The following is a 20,913-nucleotide window of genomic DNA, read 5'->3' as shown; positions in this document are numbered from 1 at the left end:
AGGGTTTTCTCACACACTTTCATCAGGTAGCCAGCATCAGCGGCGAGGTGAATGCAAGTGAGCAGCGAACAGGCCCGCACGTCTGAGCGGGTCGCGAAGGCCGCGAACAACATGGACGAGCGCTACCGGCTCTCGGCCGGCATGCGTCGCCAGATCAACAAGGTCTTCCCCACCCACTGGTCGTTCCTGCTCGGCGAGATCGCCCTCTACAGCTTCATCGTCCTCATCATCTCGGGCATCTACCTCTCGCTGTTCTTCGACCCGTCAATGGCCGAGACCACCTACAACGGCGTCTACCAGCCGCTGCGCGGCATCGAGATGTCCAAGGCGTACGAGTCGGCCCTGAACATCTCGTTCGAGGTGCGCGGCGGCCTGTTCGCCCGCCAGATCCACCACTGGGCCGCGCTGATGTTCGTCGCGGCGATCATCGTGCATCTGAGCCGTGTCTTCTTCACCGGCGCATTCCGCAAGCCGCGTGAGGCCAACTGGGTGATCGGCTGCGTCATGCTGCTGCTGTCGATCGCCGAGGGTTTCTTCGGCTACGGACTGCCGGACGACCTGCTCTCCGGCACCGGCCTCCGGATCATGTCCGGCATGATCCTGGGTCTGCCGGTCATCGGCACCTGGCTGCATTGGGCGATATTCGGCGGCGACTGGCCCGGTACCATCATCGTGCCGCGCATGTACGTGCTGCACATCCTGCTCATCCCTGGCATCCTGCTCGCGCTCATCGGCGCGCACCTGGCGCTCGTGTGGTACCAGAAGCACACCCAGTATCCGGACGCGGCGCGCACGGAGAACAACGTGGTCGGCGTCCGCATCCTTCCGGTATTCGCCCTGCATTCCGGCGGATTCTTCGCCATGACATTCGGAATCCTCGCACTCATGGGCGGTGTCTTCCAGATCAACGCGATCTGGAACCTGGGACCCTATAACCCGTCCCAGGTGTCGGCCGGATCCCAGCCGGACATGTACATGCTGTTCACCGAGGGTGCGGCCCGCATCTTCCCGGACTGGGAGCTCTACCTCGGTCCATACACCGTTCCGGCCATCGTCTGGGTGGTCGTGATGCTGGGCGCGATTTTCGTGCTGTTGTTCGTCTACCCGTGGATCGAGCAGAAGTTGACGAAAGACACCCGGCACCACAACCTGCTGCAACGCCCGCGGGATACCCCCGTGCGCACGTCACTGGGCGTCATGGCCTTGTCGTTCTACGTAATACTCATGTTGTCCGGCATGAACGACATCCTCGCGCTGGTCTTCCACATTTCGCTGAACGCGACGACGTGGATCGGCCGTATCGGCGCGGTGGTGGTACCGCCCCTCGCCTATTTCGTGACGTACCGATTCTGCCTCGCACTGCAGCGTAGCGATCGTGAGGTGCTCGAGCACGGCATCGAGACCGGCCATGTCAAGCGGCTGCCGCACGGCGAGTACATCGAGGTGCACCAACCGCTCGGACCGGTCGACGAGCATGGCCACCCGATCCCTCTGGAATACCAGGGCGCGCAGTTGCCGAAGAAGCTCAACAAACTCGGCGTGGCCGGCCGGTCGACGCGCGGCAGCTGGCTGGCCGCGGACCCGGAGGACGAGGCGCGCGTTCTCGACGAGGCCGAGCACGAGGGTGAAGAACGCAAGCTCGACGCGCTCCGCGAACGTCAGGAACAGGATCGGGGAATCGGTCGGCGCGGTTGATCAGCGAACAGATGTCGTGCGGTCCGAGCAGGCCACGATTTCGCCGTGGAACGCGCACGGGGCCACTCGTGTCGCGAACCGTTCGGTGGGCGTTGACGTTGCGGAGCCCGGACGATGCGGGCCGCGCTCATCCTGCGGCAGTAGAGCGCCTTACATCGAACCCGCCGCCGCGTCGTCGAGGAACCATACGGTCTTCTCGGTGCCCACGGCGCCCGCCGCGGGCACGTCGGCCGCGTCCGCCCCGCCCACTGCGGCGGCCGCCGCCTCCGCCTTGGCGCCGCCCGCCACCAGCAGCCACACCTGCCGTGCGCGCCGCACCATCGGGAGGGTCAGGGTGATGCGGGTCGGCGGCGGTTTGGGGCAGTCCCGCACCGGCACCGCGGTGGCCGCCTGCTCCGCCACGGCCGGGGAGTGCGGGAAGATCGAGTTGATGTGGCCCTCGCCGCCCATCCCCAGCAGGTGCACGTCGAACGCGTCGACCTGCTCGACGAGCTCCGCGTATCGGCGTGCCGCCCCGTCGACGTCGCCGGCGAACACGCCGTCGTCGGCCGGCATCGCATGAACCTGGTCCTCGACGACGGGGACGTGCGCCAGCAGCGCCTCGCGCGCCTGCAGTTCGTTGCGGTCGCCGTCGTCGCCGGCGACGAATCGCTCGTCGCCCCAGTACAGCTCCACCTTGGGCCACTCGATCCTCGCTTCGCGCAGCGCGGCCAGCAATCCGATGCCGGCGCCGCCGCCGGTGAGCACCACGCGGGCGCGTCCCCGTTGCGCGATGGCCTCGGCGATGAGCACGGTGAGGCGGGCGGCCGCGGCGGTGACGATGCCGTCCTGGTCGGCTTCGCGTACGATCTCGGTGGTCATTCCAGCTCCTTCCCGCCCGCCGGGCGGGCGCGGATCCGATGTGCGGTCGGCCGCCCGCGGGAGGGCGCGCGGCAGTCAGGACTCGTAGGCGACGCGCGCTGCGCCTGCCAGCGCGTCCTCGTAGATCTCGTCCGGGTCGAGCCGCCGGAGCTCCTCGGCGAGGCAGTCCCACTCGTGGCGGTGCGACAGCGCCACCCGGCTGTCCCGCTCGCCGGGCCGGCTCAGGACGGCGACGGTGTCCGACACGCGCACCAGCGACACGGTGTCGTCGCCGGAGCTCAGGACGGCTCCCTCGGCGCCGTCGCGACGGGTCACCGGCACGTCGAGCGCGGTCGCCAGCCACCCGGCCAGCAGGTCGGCGGAGGGATCGTCCGCCGGGCCCGTGACCTCGGCGCGGTCGATGGGCGAGAACTCGGGATGCTCGATGGCCGTCGCCAGCAGAGCGCGCCACGCGGTGATGGCGGGCCAGGCCAGGTCGGTGTCGCCGCTCGCGTAGCCCTCCCACCGCCGTTGCAACAGCCCGCGGGGCTCCGCCGTGGACGGCCCGGTGATCCGGCGCAACGCGATGCGCCCCAGCGGATCCTCCCGCGGCACGTCGGGGCCGTCGCCGGGCCACCAGGTGACGATGGGCGTGTCCGGCAGCAGGAACGGGGTCACCACGCTGTCGCTGTGGGACGACAGGGCGCCGTGCAGCCGCAGCACCACCACCTCGGAGGCGCCCGCGTCGGCGCCGACGCGGATCTGCGCGTCGAGCACGGTGCGCTCCGAGCGGGAGTGGTGGACGACGACGATGATGCGGCACGGATGCTCGCGGCTCGCCTCGTTGGCGGCCTCGATGGAACGCTCAGTGTCCGCCTCGTCGCCGATTCCCACCACGAGCGTGAGCACGCGCCCCAACGTCACCGCGCCGCCGGCTTCCCGGACCTCGTAGAGGCGCTGGATGACGTTCTTCGTGGTGGTGTCGGGCAAGTCCACGATCATGGTCGCCGCCACTCCCTTCCGGACCTGCGGAGCATTGCATCCGCCGACGAGGGCCCCCACCCGCCGGACTCGTAGGGCTCGGGCGCCCCTCCGGCCGCCCACGCCTCCAGGACGGGCTCGAGGATCGCCCAGGACAGTTCCACTTCCTCGCCCACGGGGAACAGCGACGGCTCGCCGAGCAGCACGTCGAGGATGAGCCGCTCGTAAGCCTCGGGGGAGGAGACGGTGAACGCCTGCCCGTAGCTGAAGTCCATGTTGACGTCGCGGACCTCCATGGACGAGCCGGGCACCTTGGAGCCGAAGCGCACGGTGATGCCCTCGTCGGGCTGCACCCGGATCACCAGGGCGTTCTGCCCCAGCTCCTCGGTCATCGTGGTGTCGAACGGCAGGTGCGGCGCGCGGGTGAAGACCACGGCGATCTCGGTGACCCGGCGCCCCAGCCGCTTGCCCGTGCGCAGATAGAACGGCACCCCGGCCCAGCGCCGCGAATCCACCTCGAGGGTGATCGCCGCGAAGGTCTCCGTCGTGGAGCCTTCGGCGAACCCCTTCTCCTCCTGCAGCCCGCACACCTGTTCCGAGCCCTGCCACCCGCGGGCGTACTGCCCGCGGGCCGTGGTCTCGGACAGCGGCGCGGCCAGCCGGGTGGCCGAGAGCACCTTGATCTTCTCCGCCTGGATGGCGCGGGGTTCGAAGCTGACGGGCTCTTCCATCGCAGTGAGCGCAAGAAGCTGCAGCAGATGGTTCTGGATGACGTCGCGTGCCGCGCCGATGCCGTCGTAGTAGCCCGCTCGGCCGCCCAGCCCGATGTCCTCGGCCATCGTGATCTGCACGTGGTCGACGTAGTGCGAGTTCCACAACGGATCGAACAGCTGGTTGGCGAAGCGCAGCGCCAGGATGTTCTGGACGGTCTCCTTGCCCAGGTAGTGGTCGATGCGGAAGACGTTGCGCTCGTCGAACACCTCGGTGATGGCGCCGTTGAGGGCCCGAGCGCTCTCGAGGTCGTGGCCGAACGGCTTCTCGATCACCACCCGGCGCCAGTGGTCCCGTTCGCCGGGCGAGGTGCCGTCGGGGCGACCGCCGGCGAGCAGCCCCGCCCCGCCGGGGGCCCCGTCGCGCTCGCTCCCGTCGCCGCCCTGCTCTGCGGGGCGGAGGACCCGCTCCTGCGCGAGGCCGTGCGCGTCCAGATGGGCGCACACCGGCGGGAACGCGGCCGGGGGGATGGCCAGGTAGAACGCGTAGTTTCCGGCGGTGCCGCGTTCCGCGTCGAGACCGGCGAGCGATTCCGCCAGGCGACCGTAGGCGGCGTCCTCGTCGAACGCGCCGCCGACGAACCGGATCCCCTCGGCCAGCCGCTCCCACACCGCCCTCTTGAACGGGGCGCGCGTGCGGCCTTCGATGGAGTCGAGCACGAACTGCCGGAACTCGTCGTCGGACCATTCGCGGCGCCCGAACCCCACGAGCCCGAACCCGGGCGGCAGCAGACCGGCCGCGGCCAGGTCGTAGACGGAGGGCAACAGCTTCTTGCGCGCGAGGTCGCCGGTGACGCCGAAGATGACCAGGCTGCACGGCCCCGCGATCCGGGGCAGACGCCGGTCGCGGGGGTCGCGCAGTGGGTTGTGCGCGGTGACGGGCGCGGCGCCCGTGAGAGGGGAGCGCACCCGTCAGCGGGCGGATTCGAGTTGGCCGCGCACCGAGTCCATGAGCTCCGACCAGGACACGTCGAACTTCTGCACGCCCTCGCGCTCGAGCAGGCCGAAGACGTCGGCCAGGTCGATGCCCGCCCCGGCGAGCGCGTCGAAGACCTCCTGCGCTTCGGCGCCCCGCCCGCTGACGGTGTCGCCCTCGACCTCGCCGTGGTCGGCGAACGCTTCGAGCGTCTTTTCCGGGATCGTGTTCACGGTGTCCGCCGCGACGAGCCCGGTGATGTAGAGCGTGTCGGGGTAATCCGGATTCTTCACCCCGGTGGACGCCCACAGCGGACGCTGCACGGTGGCGCCCTGGCCGACCAGCGCGTTCCACCGCTCGTTCGTGTCGGTGAAGACCTCCTCGAACGCGGCGTACGCGAGCCGGGCGTTGGCCAGGCCGGCCTTGCCCTGCAGCGCCTTCGCCTCCGCGGTGCCCACGGCGTCGAGGCGCTTGTCGATCTCGCTGTCCACGCGGGAGACGAAGAACGACGCCACCGAGTGGATCTCTGCCAGAGGATGGCCCGCCTCCGCGGCGGCCTCGAGCCCGGACAGGTAGGCGTCCATGACCTCCCGGTAACGCTCCACCGAGAAGATCAGCGTGACGTTCACCGACACGCCCTCCGCGATGACCCGGGTGATGGCGGGCACGCCGGCGGGGGTGGCGGGGATCTTGATGAGCAGATTCGGCCGGTCCACCGTCTTCCACAGGTCCAGCGCCTGGGCCACCGTGCCGTCGGTGTCTGCGGCCAGCGTGGGATCCACCTCGATGGACACCCGGCCGTCGACGTGCCCGGAGGCCTCGTACTGCTCGCGCAGCACGTCGCAGGCGCGGCGGACGTCGTCCGTGGTGAGCTCGCGGATCGCGTCCGCGGTGTCGCCGCCGCGGGCGGCGATCTGCGCGATCTGGGCGTCGTAGGCGGTGCCCTTCGACAGTGCGCCGGCGAAGATCGTCGGGTTGGTCGTGACCCCCACGACGCTGCGGGTCAACGCGAGCTGCGCGAGATTGCCGCTGTCGAGTCGGTCGCGCGACAGGTCGTCGAGCCAGACGGACACGCCCGCCTTGCTGAGGTTGTCGAGACGTTCGTTGGTCGGCATGATAGGTCCTCCTCAGGCCTCGCCGTTGACGTTGCCGCCGGCCGCGGCGGTGATCGACCGCCGGGCCGCCGCCACCACCGCGTCGGTGGTGAAACCGAACTCGCGGAACAGGGTCTTGTAGTCCGCCGAGGCGCCGAAGTGCTCCAGCGACACCGCCTCGCCCGCGTCGCCGAGGACGGCGTGCCATGGCATCGCGATGCCGGCCTCCACGCTCACCCGTGCGCGCACCGCGGGCGGGATCACCGCGTCGCGGTACTCGGCGGGCTGGGCGAGGAACCAGTCGAGGCAGGGCATCGACACCACGCGGGCCGCGTGGCCGTCGGCTTCGAGCGCCTCCGCGGCGGCGACGGCGAGCTGCAGCTCCGAGCCGGTGGCCACCAGGACCACCTCGGGGGTCTCCGCCGAGCCCGGGACCAGCACGTAGCCGCCCTTGGCGACGCCCTCCCGCGCAGCGTCCGCGGTGCCCGGGAACACGGGGATGTTCTGGCGGGTCAGCGCCAGCGCGACGGGGCCGTCGCGGTGCTCGATCGCGGCACGCCAGGCCGCGGACGTCTCGTTGGCGTCGCCCGGGCGCATGACGGCCAGGCCGGGGATGGCGCGCAGCGCGGCCAGGTGCTCCACCGGCTGGTGCGTGGGCCCGTCCTCGCCGAGGCCGATCGAATCGTGCGTCCACACGTAGGTGACGGGCAGGCCCATCAGCGCGGCCAGGCGCACGGCCGGGCGCATGTAGTCGCTGAACACCAGGAAAGTGCCGCCGTAAGGACGGGTGGGCCCGTGCAGCGCGATGCCGTTGAGGATCGACCCCATCGCGTGTTCACGGATGCCGAAGTGCAGGGTGCGGCCGTACGGGTGGGCGGTGTAGGTGGCGGTGCTGATGGCCTCGGGGCCGAACGAGTCCGCGCCCGGCATCGTCGTGTTGTTGCTGCCGGCCAGGTCGGCGGAGCCGCCCCACAGCTCGGGCAGCACGTCGGCCAGTGCGGCGAGCGACTTCTCGGAGGCCTTGCGGGTGGCGACGCCGGACGCGTCGGCCTCCCACGCGGGCAGGCCGTCGGCCCAGCCCTCGGGGAGCGCGCCGGCCCGCAGCCGGTCGAACAGCGCCTTGCGCGCGGGCTCACGGGACGCCCAGGAGTCGAAGCCCCGCTGCCACTCGGCGTGCGCGGCGGCGCCGCGGCCCACCACCTCGCGGGCGTGCTTGAGCACCTCGTCAGCCACCGCGAAGCTCGTGGCCGGGTCGAAGCCCAGCGCCTCCTTCACGGCGGCGACCTCGTCCGCGCCGATGGCCGCGCCGTGGATGGCGCCGGTGTTCATCTTGTTCGGCGCCGGGTAGCCGATGATCGTGCGCAGCACGATGATCGACGGCCGGTCGGTGACGGCCTTCGCCTCCTCGGCGGCGGCGAGGATCCCGGCGACGTTCTCGCCGCCCTCGACCCGCTGCACGTGCCAGCCGTAGGCCTCGTACCGCGCGGCCACGTCCTCGCCGAAGGCGATGGCCGTGTCGTCCTCGATGGAGATCTCGTTGTCGTCGTAGAAGACGACGAGTTTGCCCAGCTGCTGCGTGCCCGCGAGCGAGGAGGCCTCCGAGGTGACGCCCTCCTGCAGGTCGCCGTCCGAGGCGATCACCCAGACGTGATGGTCGAAGGGGCTTTCGCCCTCGGCCGCGTCGGGATCGAACAGCCCGCGCTCGCGGCGCGCGGCCATCGCCATGCCCACCGCCGAGGCGAGCCCCTGGCCCAGCGGCCCGGTCGTGATCTCGACGCCCGCGGTGTGCCCGTGCTCCGGGTGCCCCGGGGTGAGGCTGCCCCAGGTGCGCAGCGCTTCGATGTCGGCCAGCTCGAGTCCGTACCCGGAGTAGAACAGCTGGATGTACTGGGTGAGGCTGCTGTGGCCGCAGGACAGCACGAACCGGTCGCGGCCGGCCCAGGCGGGATCCGCCGGATCGTGGCGCATGATCCGCTGGTAGAGGGCGAAGGCGAGCGGCGCGAGGCTCATCGCGGTGCCGGGGTGGCCGTTGCCGGTCTTCTGGACGGCGTCGACGGCCAGCACACGCGCGGTGTCCACGGCCTTCTCGTCGAGTTCGGACCAGTCCTCCGGCAGGACGGGGACGGTCAGGGCGCGGATCTCATCTGTAACCGACACGTGCGGATGACTCCTGGGTTCGCGGTTGGGTGGGTTCGCGGAGCGGACCTCTGCGGAACGGTGCCGGACTCCGGGCCTCGGACCCCGAACCCGGCGCGCGGCCTGGCGCGACCGGGGACCGGCAACGCGGCCCCGTCTGCCACAGTAGTGCGCGCACAGGCGCCGGTCGATTCCGAGTTCCGGCCACCGCCGCCGGTCGGCCCGGGCGGGCCGCGTCGGGCTGTGATCCACGGCTCGTCCGTGCCCGCGAGTTTCCGTTGCACAGGCCAGGCACTACCATGCTCTGTAGTAGATGTGCGCCGGTGCCGGTACGGCCGCTCACGGAGCCGCGTCGAAACCCTTCCCTCGTCGATCGACGTCGATGAGCACGCCACGCAAGCGGGCGTTCCGCAGCGCGGGCGATGTCGACGGAGGAGGATCGGTCGCGACGGGCAGAAGCGGTCCGCCGTCGTCGGCGCTCCGTGGCGGCCGGCCGAGCGTCGACGCCGCATCCAGGCCGGGCGAGAGCACTAGGAGAACGTGTGCGGACAGTGGATCAGGCCCATGGACGCGACAACAGCGGCGTCCGAAGCGGCCAGGCCGCTCCCACGGGTCCCCGCGGGGCACTGGACTCCGCGCCGAAGACCCTGCGTGGACGGCTGACACGCGTCCGCGAGGTGGTCGGCGCGTACATCGCCCTCACCAAGCCGCGCATCATCGAGTTGCTGCTCGTCGCCACCATCCCCGCGATGCTGCTGGCGGACCGCGGCGGGCTGGATCTGCACGACGTCCTGCTGATCCTCACCACGTTGGTCGGCGGCTTCCTGGGCGCGGCCAGCGCGAACACGCTCAACTGCGTGGTGGACGCGGACATCGACAAGGTCATGAAGCGCACCAAGAAGCGCCCGCTGGCCGCGGACACCGTCACCACGCGGCAGGCCCTCGTGTTCGGCCTGGTGCTGGGCGCGGCCTCGTTCGTGTGGCTGTGGCTGATGACCAACCTGCTCTCCGGCCTGCTCATCGTCGCCACTATCGCCTTCTACGTGCTCGTCTACACCAAGGTGCTCAAGCGCCGGACGCCGCAGAACGTGGTGTGGGGCGGCGCGGCCGGGTGCATGCCGGTGATGATCGGCTGGGCCGCGGTCACCGGCACCATCGGCTGGCAGGCCGTGGTGATGTTCCTGATCATCTTCTTCTGGACCCCGCCGCACACCTGGGCGCTGGGCATGCGCTACCGCGAGGACTACGAGGCCGCCGGCGTGCCGATGCTGCCGGTCGTCGCGGAGCCGCAGGTGGTCACGTGGCGCATCGTGCTCTACACCGCCGCCACCGTGCTCACCACCTTCGCGCTCATCCCCGCCGCCGGGTTGCTTTACGCCATCGGCGCCGCGGTCATCGGGGCCTGGTTCCTGGGCATGGCGATCCGGCTGCACAAGGGCGTCAAGAACGGCGCCGAAGTCCAGCCGCTCAAGCTGTTCATCCTGTCGAACAACTACCTGGCGGCGGTCTTCCTCGTGCTCGCGGTGGATTCCATTCTGGACCTGCCCACCGTCGCCTCGCTCGTGAGCTGACCCGCCCGTCCGGGACGGGGCCGCCCGTCAGCCGGGCAGCAGCACGATCGACCCGGTGGTGCGGCGCGCCTCCAGGTCCGTGTGCGCCCGCACGGCATCGGCCAGGGGGTACCGCGCCGCCACCCGCACGTCCAGCGCGCCGTCGGCGATCGCCGCGAACACCGCGCCCGCCCGCCAGTCGAGTTCGGCGCGCCCGGCCACATAGTGCGCCAGCGTCGGCCGGGTGAGGTATACCGACCCGGCTTCGTTGAGCCGCTGCGGGTCGAACGGCGGCACCGGCCCGCTCGCCGCGCCGAACAGCGCAAGCGTGCCCCGTGTGCGCACGCACCGGAGGCTCTGGTCGAACGTGGACCGGCCCACCCCGTCGTAGACGGCGTCCACCCCGGCGCCGTCGGTGAGGTCGCGCACCCGATCCACCAGCTCAGAGCCGTATCGGAGCACGTGGACCGCCCCGGCGGCGCGGGAGAGCTCCTCCTTCTCGTGCGTGGACACCGTGGTGATGACCCGGATGCCGCGCGCGGCCGCCATCTGCGTGAGCAGCAGCCCGACGCCGCCGGCGCCCGCATGCACGAGCACGGTGTCGCCGCGGCGGGCCGGATACGTGGAGGTGATCAGGTAGTGGGCCGTCATGCCCTGCAGCAGCGCCGAGGCCGCCACCGCGTCGTCGACGCCCGACGGCACGTGGACGGCCACCTCCGCGGGCACCACGGCGTGCTGGGCGTAGGAGTCGTTGCCGCTGGCCCATGCGACCCGGTCGCCCACGGCGAAGCCCTGCACCTCCGCGCCCACCTCGGTGACGCGGCCGGCCCCCTCGATGCCCGGGACGAACGGCAGCGGTCGCGGATACGTCCCCGTGCGGAAGTACGTGTCGATGTAGTTGACGCCCACCGCGTCGACCGACACCGCGAGGTCGGCCGGCCCGGGCTGCGGGCGGGGGAGCTCGGCGGGGCGCAGGACCTCCGGCCCGCCGTACTCGAGGATCTGGATTGCGCGCATGATGCCGTTCTACACCGCGTGCCGGCCGCCCGGGAGGCGGCGGGCGGTCGGCGCCCGGAACTCCGGCTCCGGGCGCCGGCGGACGGGCCGGTAAGGTCGTGTGCATGAGCGACAAGGCCACCGCATCGATCCGGAGCTTCATCGCCGCGCACGGTGGTGCGGCCAAGGCCGTCCTGCAGCCTGTGGGGCTGCGCGGCGTCCGCATCACCCTGGTGGGGGCGGACGGCGTCATGGGCGATGAGATGGTCGACTCCATGGCCGCCGCGCAGGCCGTCGTGGAGGCGGTCCCGGAGCTGACGGCCTCCGACTGGGACCGCGATCTGGTCGCGGCCGCCACCCCCGCGCCGGGGCACGCGCACAGGATGGCGGGCTGGTCCGGCCGCGGACTCTGAGGCCCGGCGCACGCTTCCGCGGACGCCGTCGGCCGGTGTCGTCCGCGCTATTCGAACCGGAACGTGCGCACGGCGGCCGCCCCGCCCAGCAGGCCCCACACCGCCAGGACGCCCAGCGCGGCCCAGTCGACCGCACCCGCCTGCGCCTGCAGCAGCGCTTCGGTGAGCGCCCCGGAGGGCAGCAGCGTGGCCAGGGTGTAGACGGCGCCGGAGACGTCGTCGCGGATGAGCACCAGGCCCGCCACGGCGAGCAGCGCGAACCAGATGATATTGGCCAGCGCCAGCACGATCTCCGCCTTGAGCCGGCCGCCGACGAGCAGTCCCAGCGTGGCGAAGGCGACGGTGCCCACGGCCACCGACAGCAGCACCAGCCCGATGGTGGCCGCGCCCGGCCGCCATCCGAGGGCCGCGGCGATCGCGCCGAGGATCACCAGCTGGCCGAGGATGACGATGACGACCGCGCCGCTCTTGCCCGCGACGATGCCCCACTTGGGCAGGGCGGTGGCGCCGATCCGTTTCAGCGCGCCGTAGCGGCGGTCGAATCCCACGGCGATCGCCTGGCCGGTGAACGCGGTGGACATCACCGCCACCGCCAGCACCATCGGCAGGATGTGGTCGACGCGGGGGTCGGCGAAGTCGCCGAACGGCAACAGCGTCACCGCGACGAGGATCGCGATGGGGATGAGCAGCGTGAGCATGAGCTGTTCGCCGTGGCGCAGCAGCAGCGTCAGCTCCATCCGCACCTGCGAACGCAGCATCGCGGCGGGGCGCGCCGCCGCGGGAGCGGGGCTGAAGGTGCCTGCGGGGAAGAGTCCGGTCGTCGGTGCGCCGGCCGCCGTACCGTCGTTCATGCTCGCAGCTCCCGTCCGGTGAGTTCGAGGAACACGTCCTCCAGGCTGCGCTTGGCCGTGGACAGGCCCGCCAGCAGCACGTCGTTGTCCACGCACCAGCCCGTGAGTGCCGCCACGACCTGGGGGGTCGCCTCGCCGGAGACGGTGTAGCGGCCCGGGGCTGCCTCGGCGACCTGGGCGCCGCCGGGCAGGCACGCCCCGATGGCCGCGGCGTCCAGGCGCGGGGGAGCGGTGAACGTGATCCGCCGCCGCCCCGCGCCCGTGGTGAGCTCGGTCGGCGAACCGCTCGCCACCGCCCGTCCGTGGTCGACGATGACGACGTGGTCCGCGAGCTGCTCCGCCTCGTCCATGAGGTGCGTGGTGAGCAGGATCGAGACCCCGTCGCGGCGGAGCGCGTCGACCAGCTCCCAGACCACGTTGCGCGCCTGCGCGTCGAGCCCGGCCGTGGGCTCGTCGAGGAAGACCAGCTCCGGGCGTCCGACGATCGCGCACGCCAGCGCCAGGCGCTGCTGCTGCCCGCCGGACAGCCGCCGATAGGGGGTGCGCAGCGAGTTCTCCAGCCCGAGCACCGAGACGAGCCACCGCGGGTCCAGCGGGTGAGCGGAGTACGAGGCGACGAGGTGGAGCATCTCCCCGGCGCGCGCGCCCGGGTACGCGCCGCCGCCCTGGAGCATCACACCGATCCGCGGCTTGAGCCGGGCGGCGTCGCGCACCGGGTCGAGCCCGAGCACCCGCACCGTCCCGGCGTCCGGGCCCGCGAAACCCTCGCACATCTCCACCGTGGTGGTCTTGCCGGCACCGTTGGGGCCCAGCAGTGCCAGCACCGTTCCGGGTTCCATCGTCAGGTTCAGGCCGTCGACCGCGGTGACCGGGCCGAATTCGCGGACGACGCCGGCGAGTTCCACGGCGGGGGCCGGCGCCTGGGGGCGCGGCGCGGAATCACGGGTCCGCATCGGAGCGGTCGCAGCCGTGGGAGTACCTGGCTTCACGACTTACCAGCGTATGTGGCCGGTGGTGCCGCCGTGCGCCCGGGCTGCCTTCGCGTCCATTCGATGCGCCGACGGGTCGCCTGCCGGATCACGACGATGGTGAGCAGTGCCGCGAGAGCGGCCTCGACGATGACGAACGGCGGGTACTCGCCGCCGTTGGGCGTCGGGCCCACCAGGCAGACGATGGCCGACACCGCGACCGCGGGGACGCGGAACGCCGGCGTGGTGGCCCAGGCCGCCAGCGGCACGAGGGCCCACAGCAGGTACCACGGGTGCACCACGGGAAACAGGATCACGAGAATCGCCAGCGACACCCCGAGCCCGCCCACCGGATGGATGCGGCCGGAATGGGTGGCGATGAGCATGCGCAGCACGCCCAGCGCCACCAGAACGAAGGCGATCGGCTTCATGATGGCCAGCACGGCCGTCGTGTGGTTGCCCAGCCCCAGCAGCATGCCGGTGCCGCCGGTGCCCATCCCCAGCAGCGTGGTGATCGACATCCAGCTGCGCACCTCGCTGGCCGTGCCCAGTGTGGCGACCCAGCCGAAGCCCAAACCCGTCGCCCAGGCGAACAACGCCTGGCCCGCCACGGCGATGGCGCCCAGCAACACCGCCACCCACACCACGTTCCGCAGTCCGGGCCCGCGCCGCCGCGCGAAGGCCACGCCGACGAAGCCCAGAGCCATGATCGAGGGGATCTTGATGGCCGACGACGCGACTATCACCCCCGCGCCTGCCAGGAGCAGCAACCATCCGCGCATCCCGAACGGATCGGTGTCGTAGACGGCGCGCAGGCAGATCTCGAGCCCCGCCACCATCAGGCCGATCATGAGCGCCTCGTTGTGGATGCCGGCGATCAGGTGGAGGAACACGAGCGGGTTCGCCGCGCCCAGCCACAGCGAGGTCACCGGCGCGATGCCGCAGCGTTTGGCGAGTCGGGGGAGCGCCCAGATGATCAGGCAGACACCGCCCACCTCGAGCAGCCGGTGCAGCAGCACCCCGGCCACCACGTTGTCGCCGCTCACCGCGCCGATCACTTTGCCCAGCCACAAGAACAGCGGTTCGTAGGGCGCGGGGGTGTCGCGCCAGATCGTCGGCACGCTACGGGTGAGCACGTTGTCGACGCCGAGCGCCTGGGCCGGGCCCAGCGAGTAGGGGTCCAGTCCGCGCGCGGTGATCTCGCTCTGCGCCAGGTACGAGTAGACGTCCTTGCTGAACATCGGGGGAGCCACCAGCAGCGGCAGCATCCACAGCAGCATCGTGCGGTCCATCTGCGAGCGGCTGAGCCGGCGCGGCGTATTGCCCTCGCGCAGCCGGCCGACGGCGAGCCTGCCCAGCAGCAGCCACGCGATGACGAGCATCGCCGTGCCCGTCATCGCCACCGTCAGCGCCACCGTGGGCATGCGGGACAGCAGCCCGATCACCCGGTGCCCGTACACCGGGTTCTGCAGCACCGGCTGCGCCCCGGCGCCCAGGGCGCCGACCGCCATGAGCACCGTGCCGCACGCGCCGAAGCGGCGCACCGAGCGCAGCTGGCGGGTCTCGTCCTGATCGAGCCCCGCGGCCTCCTGCTCCACCCGATGCAGGTGCGAGACGCGTGCCCCGGCCTCACCGGGCGCGTCACCGCTGGGCAGACCGGCGATGCGCCGCAGCCGCCGCACGAGCGGGCGCGCACGCTGATCGGTGCCGGTCGGTGTCACAATGAGTGAGCGTAATGGGAACCGCGTGCAGGGTCCCCGTCGCGGCCGCCGTCGTGACCCTCGCCACTCGCCCCGGGAATATAGGGCACCCTTGGTGGATCTGGACCGGCAATTCCGTCACACTGGTGTTGTGAAATCCGATCCAGTACGCACACGAGGCGCCGCGACCGGCGCGTCGGGCTGTGCGTCCGGCCCGGATGACCGTGGCCCGGAGGCACGCCCGCCGATGACGCAGGCGGCATCGCACCCTGCGTCGGCCGGCTCCGCCCATCCGGACACGCCCGTCGCGGGGGAGGCGGGCACGCGCGCCGAGGTGGTGCGGCTGCTCCTGGAGGAGGGGCCCCTGTCCGCCACCGCGATCGGCTCCCGGCTGGGGCTCAGCGCCGCGGGCGCGCGCCGGCACATCGAGGCCCTCGTGGAGCAGGGCCAGGCGATGGTGGCCAGCGGTGCCGGTGCGCGCAGGCGCGGCCCCGGCCGCCCGGCCAAGCAGTTCCAGCTCACGGCCGCCGGCCGCGCCGGCCTGGGGCACGCCTACGACGATCTCGCCGGCGAAGCGATCCGCGCCCTGCGCGAGCTCGGCGGCGAGGACGCGGTGGCGGAGTTCGCACGCAGGCGCGTCCGCGCGATCGTCCGGGGCGTGACCGCCGCGGCGGAGGACGGGCCGCGGGACGCCGACGCACGACTCGCCGACACCGCCGAGGACATCGCCGAGGCCATGTCCGGCGCCGGCTATGTCGCGAACACGCGGCGGGTCGGCAACGGCGTGCAGATCTGCCAGCACCACTGCCCGGTCGCCCACGTGGCGGCGGAGTTCCCCGAGTTCTGCGAGGCTGAGCAGGAGGCGTTCCGCGAGCTCCTCGGCACGCACATCCAGCAACTCGCCACCATCGCCAACGGCGACGCGGTGTGCACGACGCACGTCCCCCTGGGGCTTCCGCAGGGCGCGGGCGGCAGTCCCCGCCCCCCGTCCCGGCCGCGCCCGGGGTGACATGACCCGGCGGGCACGTCCGCCGCCACCAGCAACCCACCGCACGATCACCACCCGCACGGAGCGCGTCGCGGGAAGCACCAGACTCCGGAAGGAGCCGGCATGACCATCACGTCGGACCAGGCAGGAACGTCGGGCAGCGCGTCGGCGACGGCCGCACCCGAACCGCTCACGCAGGAGCAGACCATCGAGTCGCTGGGCAACTACGCCTTCGGCTGGTCGGACTCCGACGAGGCCGGCCAGGCGGCCCGCCGCGGCCTGAACGAGGACGTGGTCCGCGACATCTCGGAGAAGAAGGACGAGCCCGCCTGGATGCTGGAGAACCGGCTCAAGGCGCTGCGCATCTTCGACCGCAAGCCGCTGCCCGGCTGGGGCGCCGACCTCAGCGGCATCGACTTCGACAACATCAAGTACTTCGTGCGGTCCACCGAGGAGCAGGCGACCTCCTGGGACGACCTGCCCGAGGACATCCGCAACACCTACGATCGGCTCGGCATCCCCGAGGCCGAGAAGCAGGCGATGATCGGCGGCGTCACCGCGCAGTACGAGTCCGAGGTGGTCTACCACCAGATCCGCACGGATCTGGAGGAGAAGGGCGTCATCTTCACCGACACCGACACCGGCCTGCGCGAATACCCGGAGCTGTTCCAGCAGTACTTCGGCACGGTCATCCCCGCGGGCGACAACAAGTTCTCCGCGCTCAACACCGCGGTGTGGTCCGGCGGGTCGTTCGTCTACGTGCCGCCGGGCGTGCACGTGGACATCCCGCTGCAGGCGTACTTCCGCATCAACACCGAGAACATGGGCCAGTTCGAGCGGACCCTCATCATCGTCGACGAGGACGCCTACGTGCACTACGTCGAGGGCTGCACCGCCCCGGTATACAGCTCCGACTCGCTGCACTCGGCCGTGGTCGAGATCGTCGTGAAGAAGGGCGGCCGCTGCCGCTACACGACCATCCAGAACTGGTCCAACAACGTCTACAACCTCGTCACCAAGCGCACCCGCGCCGAGGAGGGCGCCACCATGGAGTGGGTCGACGGCAACATCGGCTCCAAGGTGACGATGAAGTACCCGGCCGTGTGGATGACCGGCGAGCACGCGCACGGCTCGGTGCTCTCGGTGGCCTTCGCCGGCGCCGACCAGCACCAGGACACCGGCGCCAAGATGCTGCACCTGGCCCCGCACACCTCGTCGAACATCGTGAGCAAGTCGGTGGCGCGCGGCGGCGGGCGCTCGTCGTACCGCGGGCTGGTGCAGGTGAACAAGGGCGCCTACGGCTCGCGTTCCAACGTGGAATGCGACGCGCTGCTGGTGGACCAGATCAGCCGCTCGGACACCTACCCGTACAACGACATCCGCGAGGACGAGGTCACGATGGGCCACGAGGCGACGGTCTCGAAGGTCAGCGACGACCAACTCTTCTACCTCATGAGCCGCGGCATGACCGAGGAGGAGGCCATGGCGATGGTGGTGCGCGGCTTCGTCGAGCCCATCGCCAAGGAACTCCCCATGGAGTACGCGCTCGAACTCAATCGACTCATCGAACTGCAGATGGAAGGGGCAGTGGGATAGTGGCAACGACGAATCGGTCGCAGGGGGACGCCGCCGGCGCCGCCACGGGAGTGCGCGGCGCCGTGCAGGGCGAGAACCCCGTCACGATCCCCGCCGTGAACAAGGGCGAGGTGTTCACCTCGTTCGACGTCGAGGCGTTCGAGGTTCCGTCCGGCCGCGACGAGGCATGGCGGTTCACACCGATGCGCCGGCTGCGCGGATTGCACGACGGCACGGCGAAGGCCGACGGGACGGCGTCGGTGTCCGTCACCGGACCGGACGCCCCCGCGGTCTCCGTCGAGACGGTGGACCGGCACGACGCACGCCTGGGCCGCGCCGGGGCGCCGGCCGACCGCGTCTCCGCGCAGGCGTACTCGTCGTTCGAGACGGCGACGGTGGTGACGATCGGCGCGGAGGCCGCGCCCGCGGACCCCGTCGTCGTGACGGTGACTGGGCCGGGAACGGGCACGACGGCCTTCGGCCACGTGCAGCTGGAGGCGCTGCGGCACTCCAAGGCGGTCGTCATCCTGGACCAGCGGGGCGCCGGCACGTACGCGGAGAACGTCGAGATCCTGCTCGGCGACGGCGCGGACCTCACCGTCGTCGCCATCCAGGACTGGTCCGACGACGCCGTCCATGTGGGCGCGCACCACCTGGACGTGGGCCGCGACGCGAAGCTCACCCACGTGGTGGTCACCCTCGGCGGCGAGCTGGTCCGCATCGCGCCCACCCTCAAGTACTCCGGGCCGGGAGGGTCCGCAGACTTGTGGGGCGTGTACTTCGCCGACGACGGCCAGCACTTCGAGCAGCACCTGCTGGTGGACCACGCCCAGCCGCATTGCCGGTCCAACGTGGTCTACAAGGGCGCGCTGCAGGGCGACCCGAGCTCGAAGAAGCCGGACGCACGCACCGTCTGGATCGGCGATGTCCTCATCCGCGCCGAGGCGGAGGGCACCGACACCTACGAGCTCAACCGCAACCTGGTGCTCACCGACGGCGCCCGGGCCGACTCCGTCCCCAACCTGGAGATCGAGACCGGCGAGATCCGGCGCGCCGGCCACGCCAGCACCACGGGACGCTTCGACGACGAGCAGCTGTTCTACCTGCGTTCGCGCGGGATCCCCGAGCGGGAGGCGCGGCAGCTGGTGGTCCGGGGGTTCTTCCACGAGATCATCGACCGCATCCCCGTCGAGGTCGTCCGCGCGCGCCTGTCCGACGCCATCGAGGCCGAACTCGCGGCCGCCGGATCCTGATCCGGCCGGCGCACGGCCCACCCCACACGAGCACACACGAAAGAGCCGAATCACCAAGATGAGCAACGCCAAGACCACGCTGGAGATCAAGGACCTGCACGTCAACGTCGCGCAGGAGAACGAGTCTGCTGCGCCGATCGAGATCCTCAAGGGCGTCGACCTGACCATCACGTCGGGGGACACCCACGCGATCATGGGGCCCAACGGCTCCGGCAAGTCGACCCTGTCGTACGCGATCGCCGGCCACCCGCGCTACGAGGTCGTCTCGGGCAGCGTGACGCTCGGCGGCGAGGACGTGCTGTCTATGTCCGTCGACGAGCGCGCCCGCGCCGGCATCTTCCTCGCCATGCAGTACCCGGTGGAGGTGCCGGGCGTGTCGATGTCGAACTTCCTGCGCACCGCGGCCACCGCTGTGCGCGGCGAGGCGCCCAAGCTGCGGCACTGGGTCAAGGAGGTCAAGCAGGCGATGTCCGACCTGGACATCGACCCGGCCTTCGCCGAGCGCAGCGTGAACGAGGGCTTCTCCGGTGGCGAGAAGAAGCGCCACGAGGTGCTGCAGCTCGAGCTCCTCAAGCCGCGGATCGCCATCCTGGACGAGACGGACTCGGGCCTCGACGTGGACGCGCTGCGCATCGTCAGCGACGGCGTCAACCGCTACCGGGAGTCCGAGCAGGGCGGGCTCATGCTGATCACGCACTACACGCGCATCCTGCGGTACATCAAGCCGGATTTCGTGCACGTGTTCAGCAACGGCCGTGTGGCCGAGTCCGGCGGCCCCGAGCTGGCCGACGAGCTCGAGGAGCACGGCTACGAGCGGTTCACCCGCGCCGGCGCCGGGGCCTGAGGCCATGACCGCCACCGTCGACACCCTGGACGTCACGCGCATCCGCGCGGACTTCCCGATCCTGTCGCGCACCGTCCGCGGCGGGAGCCCGCTGGTGTACCTGGACTCGGGTGCCACCTCGCAGCGGCCGCTGCAGGTGCTCGACGCCGAGCGCGAGTTCCTGCTGCGGCACAACGCCGCGGTGCACCGGGGCGCGCACCAGTTGGCGGAGGAGGCCACCGACGCCTACGAGGACGCCCGCGCGGCCATCGCCCGGTTCGTGGGCGCGGGCGGCGGGGACGAGCTGGTGTTCACCAAGAACGCCACCGAATCGCTCAACCTCGTCGCCTACACGCTCGGCGACCCGGCGGCGGGCGCGCTGACGGTGGGGCCCGGCGACGAGATCGTCGTCACCGAGCTCGAGCACCACGCCAACCTGGTGCCGTGGCAGGAGCTGTGCCGGCGCACGGGCGCGACACTGCGCTGGTTCGGGGTGACCGATGACGGCCGCATCGACGTGGACTCGCTCGAGCTCACCGAGCGCACGCGCGTGCTGGCCTTCACCCACCAGTCCAACGTGACCGGCGCGGTGGCACCGGTCGAGGAACTGGTGCGGCGGGCCCGTGCGGTGGGCGCGCTCGTGGTGCTGGACGCGTGCCAGTCGGTACCGCACATGGCTGTGGACCTGCACGCGCTCGACGTCGACTTCGCCGCGTTCTCCGGGCACAAGATGCTGGGGCCGTCCGGGGTGGGCGTGCTCTACGGCAAGCCGGAGCTGCTCGACGCACTGCCCCCGTTCCTCACCGGCGGCTCGATGATCGAGACGGTCACGATGGAGCGCACCACCTTCGCCGCCCCGCCGCAGCGGTTCGAGGCGGGCGTGCCCATGACGTCGCAGGTGGTGGGGCTCGGCGCCGCCGTCGACTACCTTGCGGCCATCGGCATGGACGCCGTGTCCGCGCACGAGCACGCACTGGTGGAACGCGCCCTGGCCGGCCTGGGCGCCATCGACGGTCTGCGCATCGTCGGACCGGCCACGGCGCAGGACCGCGGCGGCGCCGTGTCGTTCGTCGTCGACGGCGTGCACGCCCACGATCTGGGGCAGGTGCTCGACGACGACGGCGTGGCCATCCGCGTGGGGCACCACTGCGCGTGGCCGCTGCACCGGCGGTTCGGCATCGCCGCGACGGCGCGGGCCTCCTTCGCCGTGTACAACACGGCCGACGAGGTCGACGCGCTCGTCGCGTCGGTGCGACACGCGCGCGAGTTCTTCGGCGTGGCCTGAGGCCGGGAACGCATGAACAGAGCTGGACGAGCACAGTCCGCGCCGGCGCCGGCCGGACGCGGCCAGGGCGGACGGGAAG

Annotated in this window: 17 protein-coding genes; 8 read left to right on the top strand and 9 right to left on the bottom strand. The window is 71.5% G+C overall.

The window, feature by feature from the left end:
* Nucleotides 1-111: 111 nt before the first annotated feature.
* Nucleotides 112-1,695, top strand: coding sequence for a cytochrome bc1 complex cytochrome b subunit (qcrB, locus tag H4F70_RS10530; protein WP_235681538.1), 1,584 nt, complete (start codon nucleotides 112-114; stop codon nucleotides 1,693-1,695).
* A 150-nt stretch (nucleotides 1,696-1,845) separates the two neighbouring features.
* Here the strand turns inward: qcrB and pgl are convergent, their stop codons facing one another.
* The 5 genes from pgl to tkt form a co-directional block, all read right to left on the bottom strand.
* Nucleotides 1,846-2,556 (bottom strand): 6-phosphogluconolactonase, encoded by a 711-nt coding sequence (gene pgl / locus H4F70_RS10525; RefSeq protein WP_182357154.1) that lies wholly within the window; start codon nucleotides 2,554-2,556, stop codon nucleotides 1,846-1,848.
* Between the two features lie 75 nt (nucleotides 2,557-2,631).
* The gene (locus tag H4F70_RS10520) at nucleotides 2,632-3,537 is read right to left on the bottom strand and encodes a glucose-6-phosphate dehydrogenase assembly protein OpcA (RefSeq protein WP_182357153.1); all 906 of its coding nucleotides are present in this window, start codon (nucleotides 3,535-3,537) and stop codon (nucleotides 2,632-2,634) included.
* Nucleotides 3,534-5,195: a glucose-6-phosphate dehydrogenase gene (gene zwf / locus H4F70_RS10515; protein ID WP_235681040.1), complete on the bottom strand. Its 1,662-nt coding sequence runs from the start codon at nucleotides 5,193-5,195 to the stop codon at nucleotides 3,534-3,536. Before zwf ends, H4F70_RS10520 begins: the two co-directional genes overlap by 4 nt.
* A gap of 3 nt (nucleotides 5,196-5,198) precedes the next feature.
* Nucleotides 5,199-6,317: a transaldolase gene (gene tal, locus H4F70_RS10510; RefSeq protein ID WP_182357152.1), complete on the bottom strand. Its 1,119-nt coding sequence runs from the start codon at nucleotides 6,315-6,317 to the stop codon at nucleotides 5,199-5,201.
* 12 nt (nucleotides 6,318-6,329) lie between these two features.
* Nucleotides 6,330-8,453 carry a transketolase gene (gene tkt / locus H4F70_RS10505; protein ID WP_182357151.1) on the bottom strand — a complete coding sequence of 708 codons (2,124 nt, stop codon included), beginning with the start codon at nucleotides 8,451-8,453 and terminating at the stop codon, nucleotides 6,330-6,332.
* Between the two features lie 521 nt (nucleotides 8,454-8,974).
* On the opposite strand from tkt, the gene H4F70_RS10500 reads away from it, so the two are divergent.
* A complete protein-coding gene (locus H4F70_RS10500) occupies nucleotides 8,975-10,003 on the top strand; it encodes a heme o synthase (protein WP_372497539.1) in 1,029 nt (342 codons plus the stop codon).
* Between the two features lie 27 nt (nucleotides 10,004-10,030).
* Here the strand turns inward: H4F70_RS10500 and H4F70_RS10495 are convergent, their stop codons facing one another.
* The gene (locus H4F70_RS10495; RefSeq protein WP_182357150.1) at nucleotides 10,031-10,999 is read right to left on the bottom strand and encodes a quinone oxidoreductase family protein; all 969 of its coding nucleotides are present in this window, start codon (nucleotides 10,997-10,999) and stop codon (nucleotides 10,031-10,033) included.
* 104 nt (nucleotides 11,000-11,103) lie between these two features.
* On the opposite strand from H4F70_RS10495, the gene H4F70_RS10490 reads away from it, so the two are divergent.
* Nucleotides 11,104-11,391, top strand: a complete 288-nt coding sequence (locus H4F70_RS10490) for a hypothetical protein (RefSeq protein WP_182348698.1) — start codon at nucleotides 11,104-11,106, stop codon at nucleotides 11,389-11,391.
* Between the two features lie 47 nt (nucleotides 11,392-11,438).
* On the opposite strand, the gene H4F70_RS10485 is transcribed toward H4F70_RS10490, so the two are convergent.
* Genes H4F70_RS10485 through mptB form a run of 3 tightly spaced genes read right to left on the bottom strand, consistent with a single transcriptional unit; the run spans nucleotide 11,439 to nucleotide 14,931 of the window.
* The gene (locus H4F70_RS10485) at nucleotides 11,439-12,242 is read right to left on the bottom strand and encodes an ABC transporter permease (RefSeq protein WP_182357149.1); all 804 of its coding nucleotides are present in this window, start codon (nucleotides 12,240-12,242) and stop codon (nucleotides 11,439-11,441) included.
* A complete protein-coding gene (locus H4F70_RS10480; RefSeq protein WP_182357148.1) occupies nucleotides 12,239-13,195 on the bottom strand; it encodes an ABC transporter ATP-binding protein in 957 nt (318 codons plus the stop codon). The genes H4F70_RS10485 and H4F70_RS10480 overlap by 4 nt, the downstream gene beginning before the upstream one ends.
* A gap of 32 nt (nucleotides 13,196-13,227) precedes the next feature.
* On the bottom strand, nucleotides 13,228-14,931 hold the full coding sequence (gene mptB, locus H4F70_RS10475) for a polyprenol phosphomannose-dependent alpha 1,6 mannosyltransferase MptB (RefSeq protein ID WP_182357147.1): 1,704 nt from the start codon (nucleotides 14,929-14,931) through the stop codon (nucleotides 13,228-13,230).
* 94 nt (nucleotides 14,932-15,025) lie between these two features.
* On the opposite strand from mptB, the gene H4F70_RS10470 reads away from it, so the two are divergent.
* From H4F70_RS10470 to H4F70_RS10450, 5 genes are all read left to right on the top strand, one after another.
* Nucleotides 15,026-15,919 (top strand): helix-turn-helix transcriptional regulator, encoded by an 894-nt coding sequence (locus H4F70_RS10470; protein ID WP_182360327.1) that lies wholly within the window; start codon nucleotides 15,026-15,028, stop codon nucleotides 15,917-15,919.
* A 102-nt stretch (nucleotides 15,920-16,021) separates the two neighbouring features.
* Entirely contained in the window at nucleotides 16,022-17,494 is a 1,473-nt protein-coding gene (gene sufB / locus H4F70_RS10465; protein ID WP_182357146.1) for a Fe-S cluster assembly protein SufB, read from the top strand.
* The gene (sufD, locus tag H4F70_RS10460; protein WP_372497540.1) at nucleotides 17,494-18,726 is read left to right on the top strand and encodes a Fe-S cluster assembly protein SufD; all 1,233 of its coding nucleotides are present in this window, start codon (nucleotides 17,494-17,496) and stop codon (nucleotides 18,724-18,726) included. Before sufB ends, sufD begins: the two co-directional genes overlap by 1 nt.
* Nucleotides 18,727-18,784: 58 nt before the next feature.
* Nucleotides 18,785-19,570 carry a Fe-S cluster assembly ATPase SufC gene (gene sufC / locus H4F70_RS10455; RefSeq protein WP_182357145.1) on the top strand — a complete coding sequence of 262 codons (786 nt, stop codon included), beginning with the start codon at nucleotides 18,785-18,787 and terminating at the stop codon, nucleotides 19,568-19,570.
* A 4-nt stretch (nucleotides 19,571-19,574) separates the two neighbouring features.
* A complete protein-coding gene (locus tag H4F70_RS10450; RefSeq protein ID WP_182357144.1) occupies nucleotides 19,575-20,834 on the top strand; it encodes a cysteine desulfurase in 1,260 nt (419 codons plus the stop codon).
* Nucleotides 20,835-20,913: the final 79 nt, after the last annotated feature.

The sequence above is a fragment of the Tomitella gaofuii genome, from assembly GCF_014126825.1.
Taxonomy (GTDB): Bacteria; Actinomycetota; Actinomycetes; order Mycobacteriales; family Mycobacteriaceae; genus Tomitella; species Tomitella gaofuii.
This window is presented reverse-complemented; position numbering and strand designations above follow the sequence as displayed.